This window comes from Citrobacter sp. Cpo071 (genome assembly GCF_030332765.1).
Classification (GTDB): Bacteria; Pseudomonadota; Gammaproteobacteria; order Enterobacterales; family Enterobacteriaceae; genus Citrobacter; species Citrobacter portucalensis.
This window is the reverse complement of the sequence record NZ_JAOWHE010000085.1, coordinates 242305-262726: the sequence shown is the minus strand read 5'-3', so window position 1 is coordinate 262726 and position 20422 is coordinate 242305. Positions and strand designations below refer to the sequence as shown.

Annotated in this window: 20 protein-coding genes and 1 pseudogene; 11 read left to right on the top strand and 10 right to left on the bottom strand. The window is 49.4% G+C overall.

Annotation, left to right across the window (positions count from 1 at the left end):
* Positions 1 to 28: 28 nt before the first annotated feature.
* Genes OGY09_RS18375 through OGY09_RS18355 form a run of 5 tightly spaced genes read right to left on the bottom strand, consistent with a single transcriptional unit; the run spans position 29 to position 4786 of the window.
* Positions 29 to 616, bottom strand: coding sequence for an ATP-binding cassette domain-containing protein (locus OGY09_RS18375; protein WP_008784505.1), 588 nt, complete (start codon positions 614 to 616; stop codon positions 29 to 31).
* Positions 600 to 1394 carry an ATP-binding cassette domain-containing protein gene (locus OGY09_RS18370; protein WP_032943092.1) on the bottom strand — a complete coding sequence of 265 codons (795 nt, stop codon included), beginning with the start codon at positions 1392 to 1394 and terminating at the stop codon, positions 600 to 602. Before OGY09_RS18370 ends, OGY09_RS18375 begins: the two co-directional genes overlap by 17 nt.
* On the bottom strand, positions 1388 to 2200 hold the full coding sequence (locus OGY09_RS18365; RefSeq protein ID WP_008784503.1) for an ABC transporter permease: 813 nt from the start codon (positions 2198 to 2200) through the stop codon (positions 1388 to 1390). The genes OGY09_RS18370 and OGY09_RS18365 overlap by 7 nt, the downstream gene beginning before the upstream one ends.
* The gene (locus tag OGY09_RS18360; protein ID WP_032944402.1) at positions 2190 to 3164 is read right to left on the bottom strand and encodes an ABC transporter permease; all 975 of its coding nucleotides are present in this window, start codon (positions 3162 to 3164) and stop codon (positions 2190 to 2192) included. Before OGY09_RS18360 ends, OGY09_RS18365 begins: the two co-directional genes overlap by 11 nt.
* Positions 3164 to 4786: an ABC transporter substrate-binding protein gene (locus OGY09_RS18355; RefSeq protein WP_122973783.1), complete on the bottom strand. Its 1623-nt coding sequence runs from the start codon at positions 4784 to 4786 to the stop codon at positions 3164 to 3166. Before OGY09_RS18355 ends, OGY09_RS18360 begins: the two co-directional genes overlap by 1 nt.
* A gap of 395 nt (positions 4787 to 5181) precedes the next feature.
* Here OGY09_RS18355 and OGY09_RS18350 point away from each other — a divergent pair, with 395 nt between their 5' ends.
* Positions 5182 to 7269, top strand: a complete 2088-nt coding sequence (locus OGY09_RS18350; RefSeq protein ID WP_032943091.1) for a TonB-dependent receptor — start codon at positions 5182 to 5184, stop codon at positions 7267 to 7269.
* A 116-nt stretch (positions 7270 to 7385) separates the two neighbouring features.
* On the opposite strand, the gene OGY09_RS18345 is transcribed toward OGY09_RS18350, so the two are convergent.
* Positions 7386 to 7583, bottom strand: coding sequence for a hypothetical protein (locus tag OGY09_RS18345; RefSeq protein ID WP_003832412.1), 198 nt, complete (start codon positions 7581 to 7583; stop codon positions 7386 to 7388).
* A 169-nt stretch (positions 7584 to 7752) separates the two neighbouring features.
* Complete coding sequence (pdeG, locus tag OGY09_RS18340) at positions 7753 to 9276, bottom strand: cyclic di-3',5'-guanosine monophosphate phosphodiesterase PdeG (RefSeq protein ID WP_020996464.1); 1524 nt, start codon at positions 9274 to 9276, stop codon at positions 7753 to 7755.
* A 241-nt stretch (positions 9277 to 9517) separates the two neighbouring features.
* Between pdeG and OGY09_RS18335 the strand changes: the two genes are divergently transcribed.
* Complete coding sequence (locus tag OGY09_RS18335; protein WP_003832409.1) at positions 9518 to 9790, top strand: hypothetical protein; 273 nt, start codon at positions 9518 to 9520, stop codon at positions 9788 to 9790.
* An 87-nt stretch (positions 9791 to 9877) separates the two neighbouring features.
* A pseudogene (locus tag OGY09_RS18330) lies at positions 9878 to 9997 on the top strand (cytochrome b); the annotation flags it as partial.
* Positions 9998 to 10057: 60 nt separating this feature from the next.
* Here OGY09_RS18330 and OGY09_RS18325 read toward each other — a convergent pair.
* The 3 genes from OGY09_RS18325 to icd all read right to left on the bottom strand — a co-directional run bounded on the left by OGY09_RS18325 (position 10058) and on the right by icd (position 12580).
* On the bottom strand, positions 10058 to 10312 hold the full coding sequence (locus OGY09_RS18325) for a hypothetical protein (protein ID WP_032943089.1): 255 nt from the start codon (positions 10310 to 10312) through the stop codon (positions 10058 to 10060).
* A 10-nt stretch (positions 10313 to 10322) separates the two neighbouring features.
* Positions 10323 to 10808, bottom strand: coding sequence for an Ail/Lom family outer membrane beta-barrel protein (locus OGY09_RS18320; protein ID WP_032944396.1), 486 nt, complete (start codon positions 10806 to 10808; stop codon positions 10323 to 10325).
* Between the two features lie 521 nt (positions 10809 to 11329).
* Positions 11330 to 12580, bottom strand: a complete 1251-nt coding sequence (gene icd, locus OGY09_RS18315; RefSeq protein ID WP_003030769.1) for an NADP-dependent isocitrate dehydrogenase — start codon at positions 12578 to 12580, stop codon at positions 11330 to 11332.
* Positions 12581 to 12782: 202 nt separating this feature from the next.
* Between icd and rluE the strand changes: the two genes are divergently transcribed.
* The 8 genes from rluE to phoQ all read left to right on the top strand — a co-directional run bounded on the left by rluE (position 12783) and on the right by phoQ (position 20391).
* A complete protein-coding gene (gene rluE, locus OGY09_RS18310) occupies positions 12783 to 13406 on the top strand; it encodes a 23S rRNA pseudouridine(2457) synthase RluE (protein ID WP_003832405.1) in 624 nt (207 codons plus the stop codon).
* Positions 13407 to 13440: 34 nt separating this feature from the next.
* Positions 13441 to 14379, top strand: coding sequence for a hypothetical protein (locus OGY09_RS18305; RefSeq protein ID WP_286590761.1), 939 nt, complete (start codon positions 13441 to 13443; stop codon positions 14377 to 14379).
* A gap of 9 nt (positions 14380 to 14388) precedes the next feature.
* Positions 14389 to 14850 (top strand): NUDIX hydrolase, encoded by a 462-nt coding sequence (locus tag OGY09_RS18300; RefSeq protein WP_008784446.1) that lies wholly within the window; start codon positions 14389 to 14391, stop codon positions 14848 to 14850.
* A 53-nt stretch (positions 14851 to 14903) separates the two neighbouring features.
* On the top strand, positions 14904 to 16010 hold the full coding sequence (mnmA, locus tag OGY09_RS18295; RefSeq protein WP_003832402.1) for a tRNA 2-thiouridine(34) synthase MnmA: 1107 nt from the start codon (positions 14904 to 14906) through the stop codon (positions 16008 to 16010).
* Between the two features lie 34 nt (positions 16011 to 16044).
* A complete protein-coding gene (hflD, locus tag OGY09_RS18290; RefSeq protein ID WP_003832401.1) occupies positions 16045 to 16686 on the top strand; it encodes a high frequency lysogenization protein HflD in 642 nt (213 codons plus the stop codon).
* 3 nt (positions 16687 to 16689) lie between these two features.
* On the top strand, positions 16690 to 18060 hold the full coding sequence (gene purB, locus OGY09_RS18285) for an adenylosuccinate lyase (protein WP_032943086.1): 1371 nt from the start codon (positions 16690 to 16692) through the stop codon (positions 18058 to 18060).
* A gap of 196 nt (positions 18061 to 18256) precedes the next feature.
* A complete protein-coding gene (gene phoP, locus OGY09_RS18280; protein WP_003846709.1) occupies positions 18257 to 18928 on the top strand; it encodes a two-component system response regulator PhoP in 672 nt (223 codons plus the stop codon).
* Positions 18928 to 20391 carry a two-component system sensor histidine kinase PhoQ gene (gene phoQ, locus OGY09_RS18275; RefSeq protein WP_008784442.1) on the top strand — a complete coding sequence of 488 codons (1464 nt, stop codon included), beginning with the start codon at positions 18928 to 18930 and terminating at the stop codon, positions 20389 to 20391. Before phoP ends, phoQ begins: the two co-directional genes overlap by 1 nt.
* Positions 20392 to 20422 lie beyond the last annotated feature (31 nt).

Here is a 20422-nt window from a genome sequence, read left to right as displayed (position 1 = left end):
AGTTATTTGCCTGAAATGCGAAAGAGACCTAAGAGAGTAGCGCTCGCGTGCAGATCTGATCAAGCAGCGCCTGCTGATGACTGATAATGAGCATACCCAATGGTCGACGCTGAGATTCTTCAAGCAGCAGCGCCCAGATATCCCGTTGAATAGAAGGATCAAGCTGGGCTGTAATTTCATCGGCAATAAGAAAACGTGTCCGCGGGTCCAGCGCGCGAAGTAAAGCAATTCGCGCCAGTTCACCACCAGAAAGTTGTCCGGGACGGCGGGTTAACCACTCTGGATTGATGTGAAGACGGGTAAGCATTGCAGCATCCGGTCGCCATGCATCATGCACCGCATCACCGGTGCTGCGTCGGGGGTTAAAAGTTAATTCTGGATGCTGTGGCACCAGTTGCACCGGACAATACTGGTGCATCGGCAACGGTTGGTCATCAATCAGAATGTCACCGGAAGTTGGTTTCTGCCAGCCCGCCAGCACGCGTCCCAGCGTCGTTTTGCCAGTTCCACTGGGCGCACAAATCCCAATACGTTCTCCAGGGCGTAGAGAAAAGGTCAGATTTTGCCACAGAACCTTTTCCCCCTGACGGATTGTTACATCACGACAGCACAGCATCGCGCTCTCCAAAAAGTTGATTTCTTTCAGGCAGCGCCCGCCATTGTCGTTGTAGGTGTTCGCTAATCTCTCCGCGTAACAGCTGTTCCCGGCTGACGTTATCCGACACCCTTCCCTGATGCAGTGCGACAATACGATCCGCATGGCGGGCCGCCAGCGTGAGGTCATGCGTTACCCACAAAACACCAGCCCCTTGCTCACATTGCTCACGCAACTGTTCAAGCAGTTGATTAGCGAGAGGTGCATCAAGCCAGGCGGTAATTTCATCCGCCAGAATATAGCGAGCCTGACTCAGAGACGCATGACAAGCCAGAACACGTTTTGCCATACCGCCTGAAAGCTGACGCGGAAAAGCATCTAATACGCGACTTTCCAGTCGGCTACGCTGGAGCAATCGTTCAATTTTTCCGGCATTCCACTGCTGGCCAGAAAGCTGGCATGCCCTGCGCAGATGCTTTTCAATCGAGAGCAGCGGGTTAAGTGCCTGAATACCTTGTGGGACGTAGCTGAAGGTATTGCCACGACATTTGCGAATATCATCACTGCCCAGCGTTTTACCTTCCAGGGTAATAACGCCGTTGAAACGCAAATTGTCTGGTAAGAGATCGAGTAGACATTGCAGCAACAGGCTTTTACCTTCTCCACTTCCTCCAACTAGCGCCACCATCTGACCAGGCGCTACGTCGAAAGAGATATCCTGCAACAGCGAAGACCAGTTTTTCGCGCCGTACCAGCGATAACGCGCCACGTCCAGCGAGACCTGCCTTAAACTCAACATGCGTCACCTCGTAACCACAAACGATGCACCGCCCTTGCGAGCTGATCGAATAACATCACCAGACTGAACAGCATCAGTCCTGGAAACAGCACTAACCACCAGTCACCATGACTGATAAACCGCAGCGCATCCGCCAGCAGCAGGCCCAGTGACGGTTCATGCGGCGCCAGTCCAAAACCGAGGAAGCTTAACGCCGCGCTGTGCAACACCGCGTGGGGAAACATCAGCAATGTTCCCGTTAGCCACTGGGGTAATAACGCCGGTAGATAGTGATGCCGCCAGCAGTAAAAATGGCCGTGTCCCAGACGCCAGGTCAACGTCAGATAGTCACTGTGGGCCACGCGCTGCGCTTCAGCACGCAGGATCAGCGCCAGACGCGGCCAGTGCGTTAGTGCAACCGCCATGATTACCCCGTTTTTCCCACCACCCAGCGTAAAACAGATCAAAATAAGCAACAGCAGATGCGGCATCGATAGCATGGCATCAGTAATTAGACGCATAAGCACATCCAGACGCGGATGTATGCGCGAAACCGCCGCCATCATTAACGCAATGAAACCGCTGCACAACGCCGCACCAATACCAATTTGCAGACTGGTTAGTGCACCTTGAAAACAACGGATCCACAGATCGCGACCGAGGTTATCGGTGCCAAACCAGTACATCGCATCAGGTGGAAGATGACGGGCAAGCAGATTAACGCTCAACGGGTTATCCAGCATTGCGGCACCATACACTGCAATGAATAACAGGCAGCTAAAAGAGAACAAAAGACGAATTAGCGTCGGCGTCGGGTTATAGAGCATCAGGTCGCTCCAGAGCACGGTTCAACATACGGACAAGCCAGGTAGACAGCGAGTTGCCAATGAATACCAGTACGGTACTGAACAACACAATCCCCATCAGTAACGGCAGATCGCCGCGTAACCCGGCATCAATAGTGGCCTGCCCCAGTCCTGGGTAAGCAAAGACTTTTTCGGCCAATAGTGCACCTCCCAACAGTTCTCCCAGTGAGGCAAACTGCAAACACAGCGCAGGCGTAATTGCATGACGCAGAACCTGATGGCGTAACAGTGACCAGCCTTTATCTCCCTGGGAATGCGCAAAACGGACAAACTCGCTTTTCATTACGCTGGCGATGCTTTCCCGCGTATGAAGCGTAATTTGTCCCAGCCCCAGCAAACTGAGCGCGCAAACGGGAAGCACCAGATGACGCAGACGCTCGGTCAGCGTCGCCATATCGCCGCTGTTGCCCGGCTCCCACGCGCAGCAGACCGGAAATACCGGCCAGCGCACGGCAAATAACGCCAGCAGCAACATGCCAATCCAGAAGGTCGGCAGCGAAGAAAGCAGATAGCTGATGCGACAGATTGCTTTGTCCGGCCAGCGATTCAGGTAGCGACCCGCGACAAATCCCATTGCCGTTCCCAATATGCCGGAGAGTAGCCACGCGCCGCCAAGCAGCGCAAACGAGGTGGAAAAGCGTTCTTTGATCACGCTGGCAACCGGCGCATTAAACAACATGGAATAGCCGAGATCGCCCTGCAATACACGAACAAACCAGTGACCAAAACGCTCCCATAGCGGCTGGTCCAATCCCCAGCGAGCAGCAATGCGTGCATATTGCTCCGGCGGCACATGCAGGAGATCGTTGCCGATATAAGCACGAATCGGATCGACTGGAGAAAAGCTGAGCAGCACAAAAGTGCCAGCCGCAACCAGCACTAATAACACTATCAGCCGTAGAAAATGGCCCACAACAGACTTCATCAACGGCAGGTCCAGGTCCATTCGTCCAGATTATTGAGCAGTGACCAGCTACCGTGAATCTCCGGTGCGCCTTTGCCTAAATCAATACACGGATTTGCCAGGTAGGTATGCTGAATATTCAGCAGCCATGCCCAGGCAGCATCGCCCTGCACGCCAGCCCCTTGCTTACCATCCCACTCCACCTGTTGCCAGAAAGGCAACGCCTTTTGCCAGTCTGGGGCGTCGATAGCCTGTTTAAGGTGCTGTTCAACAACAGGATTGCTGTAATAGCCTGGGTTGTAATATTCCACGCCCGCGGCCTGATTACTGTAATGATGGAAAAGCTCCATCGGATCCAAGCTTCCCCAACCAAATAACGTCGGGTTCGCATGCATGTGACGTTCAACGGTTTCCCAGCTTCCTGATTGCAGCGAGATCTGAATACCCACCGGCTCCAGCATTGCGCGAACAGCTTCGGCTAAATCCCGGCGCGTACTGTCACCGCTGGCGTACCATAAAGTCAGTCGAGCCTCTTTGCCGTCTTTCACTCGCACGCCATCTTTACCTACCTTCCAGCCGGCTTCTTCCAGAATCGTACGTGCTTTTTCGCTATCACCATCTTTGAACGCAACGGATTGCCCCTGCCATGGCAGCCCCTGCACTGCGCTATACGCAGGAATCGCATGACCCTCCATGACCTGATCGGCAAGCTGCTTACGGTCGATGGCATAGTTTATGGCGCGCCTGATGGCAACATCGGCAGTGATATCGTTCCCAATCGGATAGCCATTGGCGTCTTTTTTACCTGCAGGAACCATCGGGAACACAATGCCCCGGTTTTCCACGCTATCGCGTACCCAAAGTTTCAAATTTGTCTGCTGAGGAGCGACCGCCATCGACGGCGCGATACGTACGAGTCCCAGTTGGCCACTGCGCGCTGCGGCATACGCGTTATCTTCATCAAGGAAGACAAACACCAGCTTACTGAAATCATTTTTCTTACCGGCATACCAGGGGTTAGCCTCCACGATCAACTGCTGTCCCGGCTGAAAACTCACCAGTCGATAAGGACCCGCGCCAATCGGATTTTTGGCAAATGTTTTTTCGTCATACCGTTTCGCCGGAACAATACCCAAAGAACCCAGCACATTCACAAAGGTGCTCTGTGGGCTATTTAGCGTAATTTCTACCGTGCGATTATCTTTCAGGCTGGCATGGGTGAAGTTTCCCATGTCGATTTTGCCGCCGCTTTTTGCTGCTTTGTTATAGGTGAACACAACATCTTCAGCGGTTAGCGGGGAACCATCAGAGAATTTAAGGTCAGGTTTTAACGTCAACGTCCAGGTTTTGCCGTCTGCGCTGGTCTCTACTTTTTCCGTCAGCAGGTTTCCCCAGCTCATATCTGCATTTTGTTTTAATAATGGTGCATGCAAAAGCAAATAGCTGCCATGACTCCAGCCCAGCATCGGGTCAAACCCTTCCGTTGGTTCTGGGCCAATTGCCAGTTTTAACGTCTGCCCTTCGTTCGCATTTTGCGCGGCAAGAAGTGGTGAAGTTAATGCGAGAGTCAATGCGCACGTAAGCAGTGCCAGCTTGCCTTTGATCATTATGTTATCCAGATTTACGTTATTTTTATGCCGCATAACGATTTACCGTCGTTAAGCAGTCTCCTGGGGAAGGGATTATGGCGGACAGAAATGATGAAAAAAATGATGCGGCGCAGAAAAGTATGACGATTTTCTAAAATTATCATACTTTTTTCTGATACTCCGTTATGAGTACGATGTGAATCTCAGAAAATAGATTAATCCCTCGCCATTTATTCACAGGAATATTAATCCCGAACTAATAATTGCCTGTGCGGACTATTGACCCTTCCTGCTAATTCCTTATCTAAAACTCATGACAATTTATGTATATTTATTCAAGAAAAACACCAGAAGTGACAAGTTATGTAAATTTGTAATGATAATTATTTGTATTATCATTTCCATCAATTATCTTACTGCCTTTGAATTTTAACAAAGGAAGTTTGACTATGCGTTTAAAACCTGTTGCCTCTGTCGTTCTGTCCTGTTTAGGATTTTCCAGCCCCCTGGTATTTGCTGAAGATGTCATGGTGGTAACCGCTTCCGGTTATGAAAAGAAAATCACCAATGCCGCCGCCAGCGTCTCTGTTATTTCTCAACAAGAGTTACAAACCAATAAATATAATGACTTAGGTGAAGCCCTGCGTTCTGTTGAAGGGGTAGATGTTGAAAGCAGCACCGGTAAAACCGGCGGTCTGGAGATCAGCATCCGTGGCATGCCTGCCAGCTATACCTTGATCCTGATTGACGGTATTCGTCAAAACGGCAGCAGCGACGTAACGCCAAACGGTTTCTCTGCCATGAATACCAGCTTTATGCCCCCGCTGGCGGCGATCGATCATATTGAGGTGATCCGCGGCCCGATGTCGACGCTTTATGGGTCCGACGCAATCGGTGGCGTGGTGAATATCATCACCAAAAAAAGCACCGATAAATGGAGCACTTCCATCAATACCGGCGTTAACCTGCAAGAGAGTAATAAATGGGGTAACAGTACGGTCGCCAACTTCTGGTCAAGCGGCCCGTTGATTGCGGGCGTACTGGATATGCAGGTTCGGGGGAGCACAACCCAACGTCAGGGTTCCAGCGTCACCTCCCTCAGCGATACCGCCTCCACCCGCGTACCTTATCCTACCGAATCGGAAAACTATAATATTGGCACGCGCCTCGACTGGAAAACCAATGAGAACAATACGCTGTGGTTAGATCTCGACTCCGCCAGACAGCGCTATGACAACGATGACGGGCAGTTGGGCAACCTGACAGGGGGGTATGATAAAACGCTACGCTATGAGCGTAACAAAGTGACCCTCGGCCACGATACAGCCTTAACGTTCGGCACCTGGAAATCCTCCCTCGGCTGGAATGAAACCGAAAACAAAGGCCGGCAATTGGTATCTTCCGCACTCACACCAGAGAACGCAGGCCGGGCCGGTGACGCGCGTGAACTGAAGAACACCAACGTCATTCTTGACTCAGTGCTGCTGACGCCATTAGGTGATTCACACCTCTTAACCCTTGGCGGAGAATACTGGGATGCACGGATGAAAGATGGTGTGGTACTGGCCAATACCGGCGAGACGTTCCATCAAAAAACGTGGGCAGCTTATGCGGAAGATGAATGGCATATTCTCGACTCGCTGGCCTTAACCGCAGGAACACGCTATGAGCATAACGATGTCTTTGGCGGTCATCTCAGCCCGCGTGCCTATATGGTCTGGGACGTTTCCGACGCCTGGACGCTCAAAGGCGGCGTAACGACAGGTTATAAAGCACCATCACTAAGCCAGTTGCATAACGGGATCAGCGGTGTAACCGCACAGGGAACGGTGAATACGGTCGGTAACCCGGACCTCAAACCTGAGGAAAGTATCAGCTACGAAACCGGGCTGTATTACGAGAACGACGCCGGGCTTAACGCCAACATTACCGGCTTCTATACCGAATACAAAAATAAAATTGTCTCATATTCTATCGATGATAATACCAACAGCTATACCAACAGCGGCAAGGCGAGGACCGATGGCGTTGAATTTGCCAGCACCTTCCCTCTATGGTCGGATGTGCTGACCCTATCTCTCAACTACACCTACACTCAGAGCAAGCAAAAAGATGGTGACAATAAAGGCGCGCCATTAAGTTACACCCCAAAACATATGGCTAACGCCCGTCTGAACTGGCAGGCAACGGAAGATATGAACGCCTGGCTCAGCGCACGTTATCGCGGCAAAGCCCCACGCTTTACCGAAAATTACGACAACCTTAGCGCGGTACAAAAGGCCGTCTATGACGATAAAGGCGCTGATTTAAAAGCCTGGACCGTTGTCGATATGGGGATGTCTTATAAGCTGACTAAAGATCTGACGCTTAATACGGCGGTTAATAACGTGCTGGATAAAGACTTTAGTGAGGTCAAATTGTACCAGGTGGGGCGTAATAGTACCTACGCAGGTGATTATTATCAGACTGCACAATCCACTACCGGATACGTAAACCCTGGTCGTAACTACTGGGTGTCTTTAAATTATCAGTTCTAATTTTATATGATCCTGTTGGTCGGGGCACACTAATACCCTGACCAGCAGAATATTATTGAGAGAAGACACAAGATATAATCATCATCTTATTTTAACATATAAGAATATTTAAACAATTAATACAGAAATACCCCTTCCTGCACCATTAGATATAATGCCAAAACAATAATCCCGACGATACCGCCTAAAAACAGGACTGCGGCAATCGCAAGCTGATTGCGATTTGTGTTCTTCGCTTTGCTTCGCACATCCAACTTATTTTTCGCCGCTTTGTGACTTGAATCACGCTCCATCGCGAATGTTATATCTGCCATACCATTATCCAGTTGCTGTATATGAAAACACAAATAACCACCACATCGATAAGGGTATAGATTTTAAATAACAGAATCCGAGATTTGCCTCACGATAAAGATAATCGTCGGATTTTTGCTACCGAAGCAGATTTCATGCTCACTTTTCATCAATTAGGTTATCTTTTATTTATTCGACAAAAACCTTCACTTTAGGCTTTGACAGCAGAATCATGACGAACTCAGTGAAGGTTACTGGTTTATAGAAATAGTACCCTTGCAGGAAAACAATGTTGTTTTTGTTGAGATAATCAAGCTGAGCCTTCGTTTCAACCCCTTCAGCAACGATGCTTAAAGACAGCTTGCGCGCCAAATCGAGAACACAATCCAAAATTCGGGTTGAATCGGGAAGCTCATTTACCCTTCCCACAAAGCTCTGATCGATTTTAATGTAATCAATGTGCAGGTCATGCAAATAAGAAAGCCCAGAATAGCCCGTACCAAAATCATCCAGCGCAATCACAAAGCCATTCTCATGCAGGATATTGAGCCTCTGCACAAGATCTTCATCCACATCTAACGGCTCGCGCTCAGTAACTTCGATTACCAGATTGAGGTCATCGCGGTTAAAGCTATCCCTGTAATGCAGGCACTCCTGCACGAATGTAGGGGATGTGATATGGGATGCGCTGAAGTTAATGCCGACATGGAAGCCGGATGGCAGTTTGCTGGCAATGGCGTTCATATTCGCAGCGACCTGCCTCATCAGACTTTGAGTTAGTGGCACTATCAGGCCTGATTTTTCCGCTACAGGTATAAAGGAAGCAGGAGAAATATACCCGGCTTTTGGATGTTTCCATCGGGCCAGCACTTCAACACCGCGTAACGTCCCCTCGCGACCATTTACGATAGGTTGATAAAAAGGCACGATCTCTCCTTTTACTATCGCCCTGCGCAACGTTTCTTCAGGGGTATCGTTCTTGTTCAGATACTTATCAATGGCATAAGCGGCTGCAAAAGACATTAACAGGATAAAAACCAGAATCCCTGAACCCTGTGTAACCAGTCTTTTTGCACTAAACAGTGGCGGTTTATTATAAATAATACTGAACGGATACTTTGCGGAATTAACTTGACCAGACGCACGTGCGCTTGTTGTAACGGTTTTTACATCGCCCAATAAACCGAGTGCTGCGTCACCCACAAGCAACGAGTACGTTACTCCCGCTAACGGGACATTCATTGCCCCTCGGATATGCACGCCACTTATGGTGACGATGATACGGCCTGTGTGAAAACGTGTTTGATACAGCAGAACAGGTATTTCATTCTCGGTATTGCTTGCGGGAGTCAGTTGTAAATTAGTATCAGCTATAACGGGAATATGCTTAAGTAATATCCGATTACCCGGCAAAGATGTACACCAAACCTTCCCCTGTCGAATAATGATCAGCGTTCGCAAATGGGGTCGGAGCGCAGCTTCGGTTCCAAGTTGGTATTGCCCCTCCAAATCGCATTTTTTTTCAGCGATGTTCATAGCGGTACGGGTTGCCTGGAAAGCTTCATCAAGTATGTTATCCATATTTTTCGCGGCATATCTGGCCCCCCCGAGGTTTTCCATCGAAGATGAATACCAAAGCTGCATATTAAGAATAAAAACACCGATTAAAAAAAGACACACCGCAGCAGTTACCGGTAAAAGTGCTTTGCGCATTCTCATATCCTGTGGTGAAAGCCGATCGGTCGTTGCGATGAGCATTGACGTGTTCTAATTTATATCTACAGAGCATGGTAGACAGAAACAAAAGCCGCCATGCGCCCAGTCACATTTCCTCAATAACAACGTAACTTACTAATTTATTGATAAAATCATTACTGAAATTTGCAGTACAAAACCGGCGTTGCACCTCATCCAATTTTGCTATCATAGGAATGCACTAATAAGAGGTAATCAAATGAAAATCTTTATCACTGACAATGACGGGCACCTGATTCCTGTTGACGGAAAAAGCGTTGTCATCGAATTGAATAGTGGCGGAACCATCGAGATCGCCGAGGAGTACAGCCGGGACGATGTTCCTGAAGGCATTAATCTGTGGGGCGGACGAGAACCCTCCCCTTCACTCTCTTTCGAGGAAATCAAAGCCAGAACAGAAGGCCTGGGCGTTTATCCCATCGCAGCCAACGCTCTGCATGTATTTCCGTACAAACTTTCATCAAAAGAATGATCGCACACAGCAGACGAAGCGTTTTTCTCAAACCAAAGTAAGGCCATGGTTATCATAAAAAACTCTGGCTTTGGGGGAAGTCAGTTCGCCGATATCTGTTACTTTCTGATTGCAGCCCATGCTGGCGCTGCATTATTTCATCACTATATACAGAAGGATAATACGCTTTTGAGAGTGATGCCTGAGCAAAACCATTTGAATAATTAATAGATGATTAAAATATTAAGAACATAAGCACTCAAGACCGTATCTGCGTGTTCTTAAATATTAATCGTCATCATGATGCTTATGTTTCTTGTGATCACTCATAGCCTCTTTGAAAGCATCCGCTTGTGTATTAGCGGCCTGCAGTCGACTCATATTAGCACTGTAATTATTCCAATATTCTTTTTCTTCGTGATAACAAACATCACGGCTAATTCCCTTCGCTTCGCACTTTGCTAAGCGTTGTTCTTCTGATACACAACCAGACATCAAGGAAACAGCAGAAAACGCACCCAATATTATCATTAATTTATTCATATAAATAACCTTAGAATTTCCAGCCGGCGCCGACTACAATACTATTAGCTTGTGCGCCAAAGACCTTAGAACCTTCATAGCCTGCATCAACAGTGAAACCTGCAATGGGGATAAACTGAATACCAGCGCCATAGGCAAAACCTGTAGAAGTGTCAGTTTCACCATTAGCTTTGATCGCACCTCTCCCAATACCCGCCATTACATAAGGTTTTACCACATCATTTACTTTATAACTTGCGCCGACTAATGCAGAACCATAACCACGATCTATATCATTATCGTCATTTGCTGAAATGGTTAAGGATGTCATAACACCAAAATCACTCTCATCTGGGGTATAACCATATTTAGCGTTAAAACCATTAAGGTTCTGCCCATCTGTCCGGGTATGTACATAACCGCCGGTGACTACGCTTTCTCCTGCATAAACCGTCATAGCAAAACATAATGTAACAGCCACTAAACCTGTTTTTAAACTTAGCTTTTTAATAACCATTTTCATCATCAACTAATAGTAAGTAACACACATAATAAGGAATCATGCTTTGAGTTTTATTTCTCAAGCATGTTGCCAACAGAAAAACAGAAAGGTAAAAAAACATCAATCGGAGAAAATGTTCTTTTTTGGACATTACTAATATTCAGAATAATCAACTGTCATAACACGCTGATAAAAATGGATTTAAAATTAGAGTAAAAAATCTTAAAACGCTTCTTCCTTTTACATATTTCCGATATTTTCCTTATTGTTAAAATGATTATTTCCCATCTGATAATCAATAAGATACAAACACCACTCAATTATAGTTAGTTCTCATACCCGAATAGAGTTAAATAAAGAAATATTGACAGCCATGGATATTTTTTATCAAAAAATAAAATTGTAATGGCAAAGATAAAAATTTGATCTTCAGTGCTATTTAAATGAGTTTAATAGTATGAGCGCCAGGAAAGCATTTTGCAGGTAAAAAAACGGGAACCACTCGGCTCCCGTTCTCATACAACCCAGTATCTTGATTACATGTTTTCGATGATCGCGTCACCAAACTCTGAACATTTCAGCAGTTTAGCGCCGTCCATCAGACGTTCGAAGTCATAGGTTACGGTTTTCGCGTTAATCGCGCCTTCCATACCTTTAACAATCAGGTCAGCCGCTTCTACCCAACCCATGTGGCGTAACATCATTTCAGCAGACAGAATGATGGAACCTGGGTTCACTTTATCCTGACCTGCATACTTCGGTGCAGTACCGTGGGTTGCTTCGAACAGAGCGCATTCGTCACCAATGTTTGCACCCGGCGCGATACCAATACCACCAACCTGTGCGGCCAGCGCATCGGAGATGTAGTCACCGTTCAGGTTCATACAGGCAATCACGTCATACTCAGCCGGGCGCAGCAGGATCTGTTGCAGGAACGCATCGGCGATAACGTCCTTAACCACGATCTCTTTACCGGTTTTCGGGTTCTTGATTTTCACCCATGGACCGCCGTCGATCAGTTCACCACCGAATTCTTCACGCGCTAACTGGTAACCCCAGTCTTTGAACGCGCCTTCGGTGAACTTCATGATGTTGCCTTTGTGTACCAGGGTAACTGAATCACGATCGTTGGCGATGGCGTATTCAATCGCTGCACGTACCAGACGTTTAGTCCCTTCTTCAGAACACGGTTTGATACCAATGCCGCAATGTTCCGGGAAGCGGATTTTCTTCACGCCCATCTCTTCGCGCAGGAATTTAATCACTTTCTCAGCATCGGCAGAGTCAGCTTTCCACTCGATACCCGCGTAGATGTCTTCGGAGTTTTCGCGGAAGATGACCATGTCGGTCAGTTCAGGGTGTTTAACCGGGCTTGGTGTGCCCTGATAATAACGCACCGGACGCAGGCAGACATACAGGTCAAGTTCCTGACGCAGAGCTACGTTCAGAGAGCGAATACCGCCGCCAACAGGAGTGGTCAGAGGGCCTTTAATGGCAACACGATATTCACGAATCAGATCTAAGGTTTCAGCAGGCAGCCAGACGTCCTGGCCATAAACCTGAGTGGATTTCTCGCCGGTGTAGATTTCCATCCAGGAGATTTTACGCTCGCCTTTATAGGCTTTCTCGACAGCAGCATCGACAACTTTGATCATCGGTGGGGTTACATCAACGCCGATACCGTCGCCTTCAATGAACGGGATAATCGGATTTTCAGGAACGTTGAGTTTGCCGTTTTGCAGGGTGATCTTCTTACCTTCCGCCGGAACAACTACTTTGCTTTCCATTCACCTCTCCTTCGAGCGCTTCTGGTTCTGCTCGTCTGTCATCACGCTGCATGTGCGTTTGCGTCCTGCTACACGGATGCGTTAGAGCAACTTTTTGTTAATGATTTGTAATGAGCGTGTCAATACTACCCTATTGTTCGCCGCCATGAAAGACACTCGTTCTTAGGCTATAATGCGGCAATTGATATAATCTGAAAATACCATGCAAAAAACTTCTTTTAGAAATCACCGGGTTGAGCGATTCAGCTCACGACAAGTCACTAAGCAGCGTAAAGAAAACCAGCCAAAACGCGTGGTTTTGTTCAATAAACCCTACGATGTTTTGCCACAATTTACTGACGAGGCTGGCAGAAGCACATTAAAAGATTTTATTCCCGTGCCGGGAATTTATGCGGCGGGCCGACTCGACCGGGACAGCGAAGGGCTTTTGGTGCTGACCAATGACGGCGCGCTGCAGGCGCGGTTAACACAACCCGGTAAGCGTACCGGGAAAATTTATTACGTCCAGGTTGAAGGCGAGCCGACAGCAGAAGCGCTGGACGCCCTGCGTAACGGAGTAACGCTCAATGATGGCCCCACGCTACCCGCAGGCATTGAAGTAGTAGAGGAACCCGTATGGCTGTGGCCGAGAAATCCGCCGATTCGGGAACGGAAAAACATTCCCACCAGCTGGTTGAAAGTTACCTTATATGAAGGTCGCAACCGTCAGGTACGTCGTATGACAGCGCATGTTGGATTTCCTACGCTGCGCCTCATCCGCTATGCCATGGGGGATTACACGCTGGAAAATCTTGCTAACGGCGAGTGGCGGGAACTGAAATCGTAACTGTACGGTTTAACGTGAGTGTTAACAGGGAAGAATGAAAAAAATGGATAAGCAGCTTTTTGCAGCATTCATCCTGCTCGGCGCGTCACCGTTTTGTTCAGCAAAACTGGACTGTGAGACGATTGCCGGAACAGCAGTAGGAGAGGCAAACTACCTTTATGAGTCTGCCAAGGTAAAAACCGACTCACGCCTGCATTTCTATTCTGCACCAGCAACAGAGTGTCAACTCCCCGCGTTCATGGTCAATGGCGACACCGTCGAGGTGCTCAGGAGTTCACAGCGCTACAAAAGCACGGGCATGCTTTCCAAAGATGAGCCTTATCGTTACGTACGTTATCGGGACGCTAAAGGAACCTTCGCCACCGGCTGGGTCTTGGTTAATGGATTAACGCCGTTATCCAGTCCGCTTGCAGTAAGCGCGTCTTGCCAGACATGGGCAAATAAAGCGATGTCGCAGCGCGGGTTCTTACCCTCCTCCTCCGCAAACCACTATCAGGTAACAGGAGACACCCGCGCATGGTTCTATGCGATGCCAACCGAACAGTGTCGCAGCCCGTCCGTATTTTTAGTGCCCGGCGACCTCATCTCTGTACAAGAACAATCCAACGATGATTTTATGGAAGCGGTCTATTACACCACCGATCGCCAAATCATACGCGGCTGGTTAAAAAAGTCGCAGTTACAAGCTATAAACAGCGGTGACCACTATCGCGACGACATCAACCCGCTGTCGACAGACAAAGCAACGAGAGTCGCCACCCTTGGGCTACGTCACGACCACCAATGTATTTTTTATGAAAGCTGGAATGCTAAAAAGGCCATTGAGATTATCGTGCGCGAGGATCATCAAACCGCATTGTGCCGTGGAGGGGCCGACCCGCAAACATCGCCTCCTGTGGCTTATATTAGTATCGACAAGGCCAGCGGCGAAATTAGCTGGCCAGATGTTGCCGAAGGATTTGCTGAGGAATAAGAGGAAAACATGTTCAAACCGCACGTCACGGTCGCCTGCATTGTGCATGCAGAAGATAAATTCTTAGTCGTTGAAGAAACGATCAATGGCAAAGCCTTGTGGAATCAGCCTGCAGGACACCTGGAAGCCGATGAAACGCTGGTGCAAGCCGCAGCACGCGAACTGTGGGAAGAAACGGGCATTAAAGCGCAGCCGCAGCATTTCATTCGTATGCATCAATGGATTGCGCCGGACAGAACGCCCTTTTTGCGTTTTCTTTTCTCTATCGAGCTTGCCAATATGTGCGCTACAGAACCCCATGACAGCGATATAGATTGCTGTCGTTGGGTCAGCGCAGAAGAGATTTTCTCTGCGCCAAACCTGCGTTCGCCGTTGGTTGCGGAGAGTATTCGCTGTTATCAGAGCGGACAGCGCTACCCACTGGCCATGATCGGCGAATTTAACTGGCCGTTTACAGAGGGTGTCAAGTAAAGGGCTGCGTGCTAGAATATGCCGCCTTGAAGTTCAATGTCGTGAGTATTCCTATGTCTGAAAGCCCAAAAAAAGTGATCGTCGGCATGTCCGGCGGTGTCGATTCCTCCGTTTCTGCCTGGCTGTTACAACAACAGGGCTATCAGGTAGAAGGCCTGTTCATGAAGAACTGGGAAGAGGACGATGGCGAGGAATACTGCACAGCGGCCGCCGACCTTGCGGATGCGCAGGCTGTCTGTGACAAACTCGGCATTGAACTGCATACCGTCAACTTTGCCGCAGAATACTGGGACAACGTCTTTGAACTGTTCCTTGAAGAGTACAAAGCGGGCCGTACGCCGAACCCGGATATTCTGTGCAATAAAGAAATTAAGTTTAAAGCCTTCCTTGAGTTTGCCGCCGAAGATTTAGGTGCCGATTACATCGCCACCGGTCACTACGTGCGTCGCGCGGATGTCGACGGCAAAAGCCGCCTGCTGCGTGGGCTCGATGGCAATAAAGACCAGAGTTATTTCCTCTATACGCTCGGCCATGAGCAAATCGCGCAAAGCCTGTTCCCGGTCGGTGAACTGGAAAAACCGCAGGTGCGTAAAATTGCCGAAGATCTTGGTCTGATTACGGCCAAGAAAAAAGACTCCACCGGCATCTGCTTCATTGGCGAACGTAAGTTCCGCGAGTTTCTTGGTCGTTACCTGCCGGCTCAGCCAGGCAAAATCATCACCGTTGACGGCGAAGAGATTGGCCAGCATCAGGGGCTGATGTACCACACTCTGGGTCAGCGTAAAGGTCTGGGTATTGGCGGAACGAAAGAAGGGACAGAAGATCCATGGTATGTGGTGGATAAAGACGTTGAGAACAACATTCTGGTTGTCGCTCAGGGTCATGAACATCCACGTCTGATGTCCGTTGGCCTGGTGGCGCAACAGCTGCATTGGGTCGATCGCGAACCGTTCACCGGCACCATGCGCTGCACGGTGAAAACCCGCTATCGTCAGACCGACATTCCGTGCACCGTTAAGGCACTGGATGCTGAGCGTATTGAAGTCATTTTCGACGAGCCAGTCGCGGCGGTCACGCCGGGTCAGTCGGCTGTCTTTTACAATGGCGAAGTGTGCCTCGGCGGCGGCATTATCGAACAACGATTGCCTCTGCCGGTATAATTACTTACACATTTGATACAAGGAAGCAGTGAACGTGGCAAAGAATTATTATGACATCACCCTCGCCCTGGCAGGCATTTGTCAGTCGGCACGCCTGGTGCAGGAACTGGCGCACCAGGGGCATTGTGATGCCGATGCATTACACGTTTCACTCAACAGTGTCATCGACATGAATCCCAGCTCTACGCTGGGCGTGTTTGGCGGCAGCGAAGCCAACCTGCGTCTTGGCCTAGAAACGCTGCTTGGCGTGCTGAACGCCAGCAGTCGTCAGGGACTGAACGCGGAACTCACCCGCTATACGCTAAGCCTGATGGTGCTGGAGCGTAAGCTGTCAGCGGCCAAGGGCGCTATGGACACGCTGGGAGACCGTATTAGCGGCTTGCAGCGCCAGCTGGACCATTTTGATTTGCAGTCAGAAACGTTGATGAGTGCGATGGCTGGCATTTATGTTGACGTCATCAGCCCACTCGGCCCGCGTATTCAGGTCACGGGTTCCCCGGCCATCCTTCAGAGCCCACAAGTACAGGCTAAAGTACGCGCTTCGCTGCTTGCTGGCATCCGTGCTGCCGTGCTCTGGCATCAGGTTGGTGGAGGCCGTCTGCAACTCATGTTTTCTCGTAATCGCCTGACGACTCAGGCAAAACAAATTCTTGCTCATTTAACCCCGGAGTTGTGATCTATGGAATTATCCTCACTGACCGCCGTTTCCCCTGTCGATGGACGCTACGGCGATAAAGTCAGCGCGCTGCGCGGGATTTTCAGCGAATACGGTTTGCTGAAATTCCGTGTACAGGTTGAAGTACGCTGGCTGCAAAAACTGGCCGCGCACGCAGCGATCAAGGAAGTTCCTGCTTTTGCTGCCGACGCAATCGGTTTCCTTGATGCGATCGTCGCTAACTTCAATGAAGAAGATGCTGCGCGCATCAAAACCATTGAGCGTACGACCAACCATGATGTGAAGGCAGTTGAGTATTTCCTGAAAGAGAAAGTGGCGGATATCCCGGAACTGCATGCTGTTTCCGAATTTATCCACTTTGCGTGTACCTCAGAAGACATCAACAACCTGTCTCACGCGCTGATGCTGAAAACCGCACGCGACGAAGTGGTTCTGCCGTACTGGCGTAAGCTTATCGACGCGGTGAAAGATCTGTCTGTACAGTATCGCGATATTCCTCTGCTCTCCCGTACCCACGGTCAGCCAGCCACCCCGTCTACGCTAGGCAAAGAAATGGCTAACGTGGCTTACCGTATGGAGCGTCAGTATCGTCAGCTCAACCAGGTTGAAATTCTTGGTAAGATCAATGGTGCAGTCGGTAACTATAATGCCCACATCGCTGCTTACCCGGAAGTTGACTGGCATCAGTTCAGCGAAGAGTTTGTCACCTCGCTGGGCATCCAGTGGAACCCGTACACCACGCAGATTGAGCCGCACGACTACATTGCCGAACTGTTTGACTGCATCGCCCGTTTCAACACTATCCTGATCGACTTTGACCGCGATGTCTGGGGTTACGTGGCGCTGAACCATTTCAAACAGAAAACCATCGCGGGTGAAATCGGCTCTTCCACCATGCCGCACAAAGTTAACCCCATTGATTTCGAAAACTCCGAGGGTAACCTGGGTCTGTCTAACGCGGTACTGCAGCATCTGGCGAGCAAACTGCCGGTCTCCCGCTGGCAGCGTGACCTGACTGACTCTACCGTTCTGCGTAACCTGGGCGTAGGTATTGGCTATGCGCTGATCGCGTATCAGTCCACGCTGAAGGGCGTGAGCAAACTGGAAGTGAACCGCGATCATCTGCTGGATGAACTGGATCATAACTGGGAAGTTCTGGCAGAGCCGATTCAGACCGTGATGCGTCGCTACGGTATTGAGAAGCCGTACGAGAAGCTGAAAGAACTGACCCGCGGTAAGCGCGTTGACGCCGAAGGTATGAAGCAGTTTATCGACAGTCTGGCGCTGCCGGAAGAAGAGAAAACTCGCCTGAAAGCAATGACGCCTGCCAATTATATTGGTCGCGCCATCACCATGGTTGATGAACTGAAGTAATCTATTTGATGCCGGAGCGCGCTTGCGCCTGTTCCGGCCTTCCGTTCATATCGTAGTAAGCCGGAAAGCATCAGCGCCTCCGGCTTTTTTATTGCCTGCGAGATTATCCCTTCCCCCCGGTTTATTAAATGTTTATCCCCACAGCCACATAATCAGCGTTAAACTATTCATACCATTATTTTAGGGAGAAACGATGATGCGCGTACTGGTTGTCGAGGATAATGCTTTATTACGCCACCACCTCAAGGTTCAGTTACAGGATTTAGGGCATCAGGTGGATGATGCAGAAGATGCGAAGGAAGCGGACTATTATCTGAATGAACATCTGCCGGATATCGCGATCGTTGATTTAGGACTCCCCGATGAAGATGGTTTGTCGCTGATCCGCCGCTGGCGCAGTAATGAGGTTTCGCTGCCGATTCTGGTATTAACCGCACGCGAAGGCTGGCAGGATAAAGTGGAAGTCCTCAGCGCCGGTGCTGACGATTACGTCACCAAACCGTTTCACATCGAAGAAGTGGCTGCGCGCATGCAGGCACTGATGCGCCGCAACAGCGGTCTGGCATCGCAAATTATCTCCCTTCCGCCTTTTCAGGTGGACCTCTCTCGACGCGAGTTATCCGTCAATGATGAAGTTATCAAGCTCACTGCGTTTGAATACACCATTATGGAAACGCTCATCCGTAATAATGGCAAAGTGGTCAGTAAAGATTCGCTCATGCTGCAGCTTTACCCGGATGCCGAGCTGCGCGAAAGTCACACCATTGATGTTCTAATGGGACGTCTGCGTAAGAAAATTCAGGCGCAATATCCGGACGACGTCATCACCACCGTGCGTGGTCAGGGATATCTTTTTGAACTGCGCTAATGAATAAACTATTGCGTCATTTTTTCCCGCTATCGCTACGGTTGCGCTTTTTACTGGCAACCGCAGGCGTTGTATTAGTGCTCTCGCTGGCCTACGGCATGGTTGCTCTGGTGGGCTACAGCGTCAGCTTTGATAAGACAACGTTTCGCCTGCTGCGGGGTGAAAGTAATCTGTTCTATACCCTGGCAAAGTGGGAAAACGGCAAGATAAACGTCGAGTTGCCTGAAAATCTCGATATGCAAAGCCCAACAATGTCGCTGATCTATAACGAAAGCGGTGAGTTGTTGTGGGCTCAGCGCAATGTTCCCTGGCTGACGAAAAGTATCCAACCGGACTGGCTAAAAACGAACGGTTTTCATGAAATTGAAGCCAATGTAGACGCCACCAGCACTTTACTGGGCGAAGATCACTCCGCTCAGCAGCAGTTAAAAGAAGTCAGAGAAGATGATGACGACGCCGAAATGACCCACTCCGTGGCGGTGAACGTCTACCCCGCCACAGCCAGAATGCCGCAACTGACCATTGTAGTTGTCGACACTATTCCTATAGAGCTAAAGCGCTCGTATATGGTCTGGAGCTGGTTTATTTATGTGCTGGTCGCCAATCTGTTGCTGGTCATTCCGCTGTTATGGGTGGCTGCGTGGTGGAGCCTGCGACCGATTGAATCACTGGCGCGTGAAGTCCGTGAGCTTGAGGAACATCATCGTGAGATGCTAAACCCCGCCACCACACGCGAATTGACCAGCCTGGTTCGTAATCTCAATCGACTTTTAAAAAGCGAACGTGAGCGCTACGATAAATACCGCACCACGTTAACCGATCTCACTCATAGCCTGAAAACGCCACTGGCGGTACTGCAAAGTACGTTGCGCTCAATGCGTAATGAAAAGATGAACGTCAGCGACGCAGAGCCTATCATGCTGGAACAAATCAGCCGTATTTCCCAACAGATAGGCTATTACCTGCATCGCGCCAGTATGCGTGGCAGCAGTGCCCTACTCAGCCGCGAGCTGCACCCGGTCGCGCCGTTGCTGGATAAGCTCACCTCGGCGCTGAATAAAGTGTATCAGCGTAAAGGGGTCAACATTAATCTCGATATCTCACCTGAGATCAGCTTTGTGGGCGAACAGAATGATTTTGTCGAGGTATTGGGCAACGTCTTGGATAACGCCTGTAAATATTGTCTGGAGTTTGTCGAGATTTCGGCGCAACTGTCTGAGGATCAGCTGCATATTCTGGTCGAAGACGATGGTCCTGGTATTCCGCAAAGCAAACGGGAAGTGGTGTTTGACCGCGGACAGCGCGTAGATACGCTACGTCCAGGACAAGGCGTCGGTCTGGCGGTGGCGCGAGAAATCACCGAACAGTATGACGGGCAGATTATTGCTGGTGATAGCCTGCTGGGTGGTGCGCGCATGGAAGTTATTTTTGGCCGCCAGCAGCCGGGCCAGAAAGACGAGTAATCATCGCATGTAATAAATATGTACTGACTTC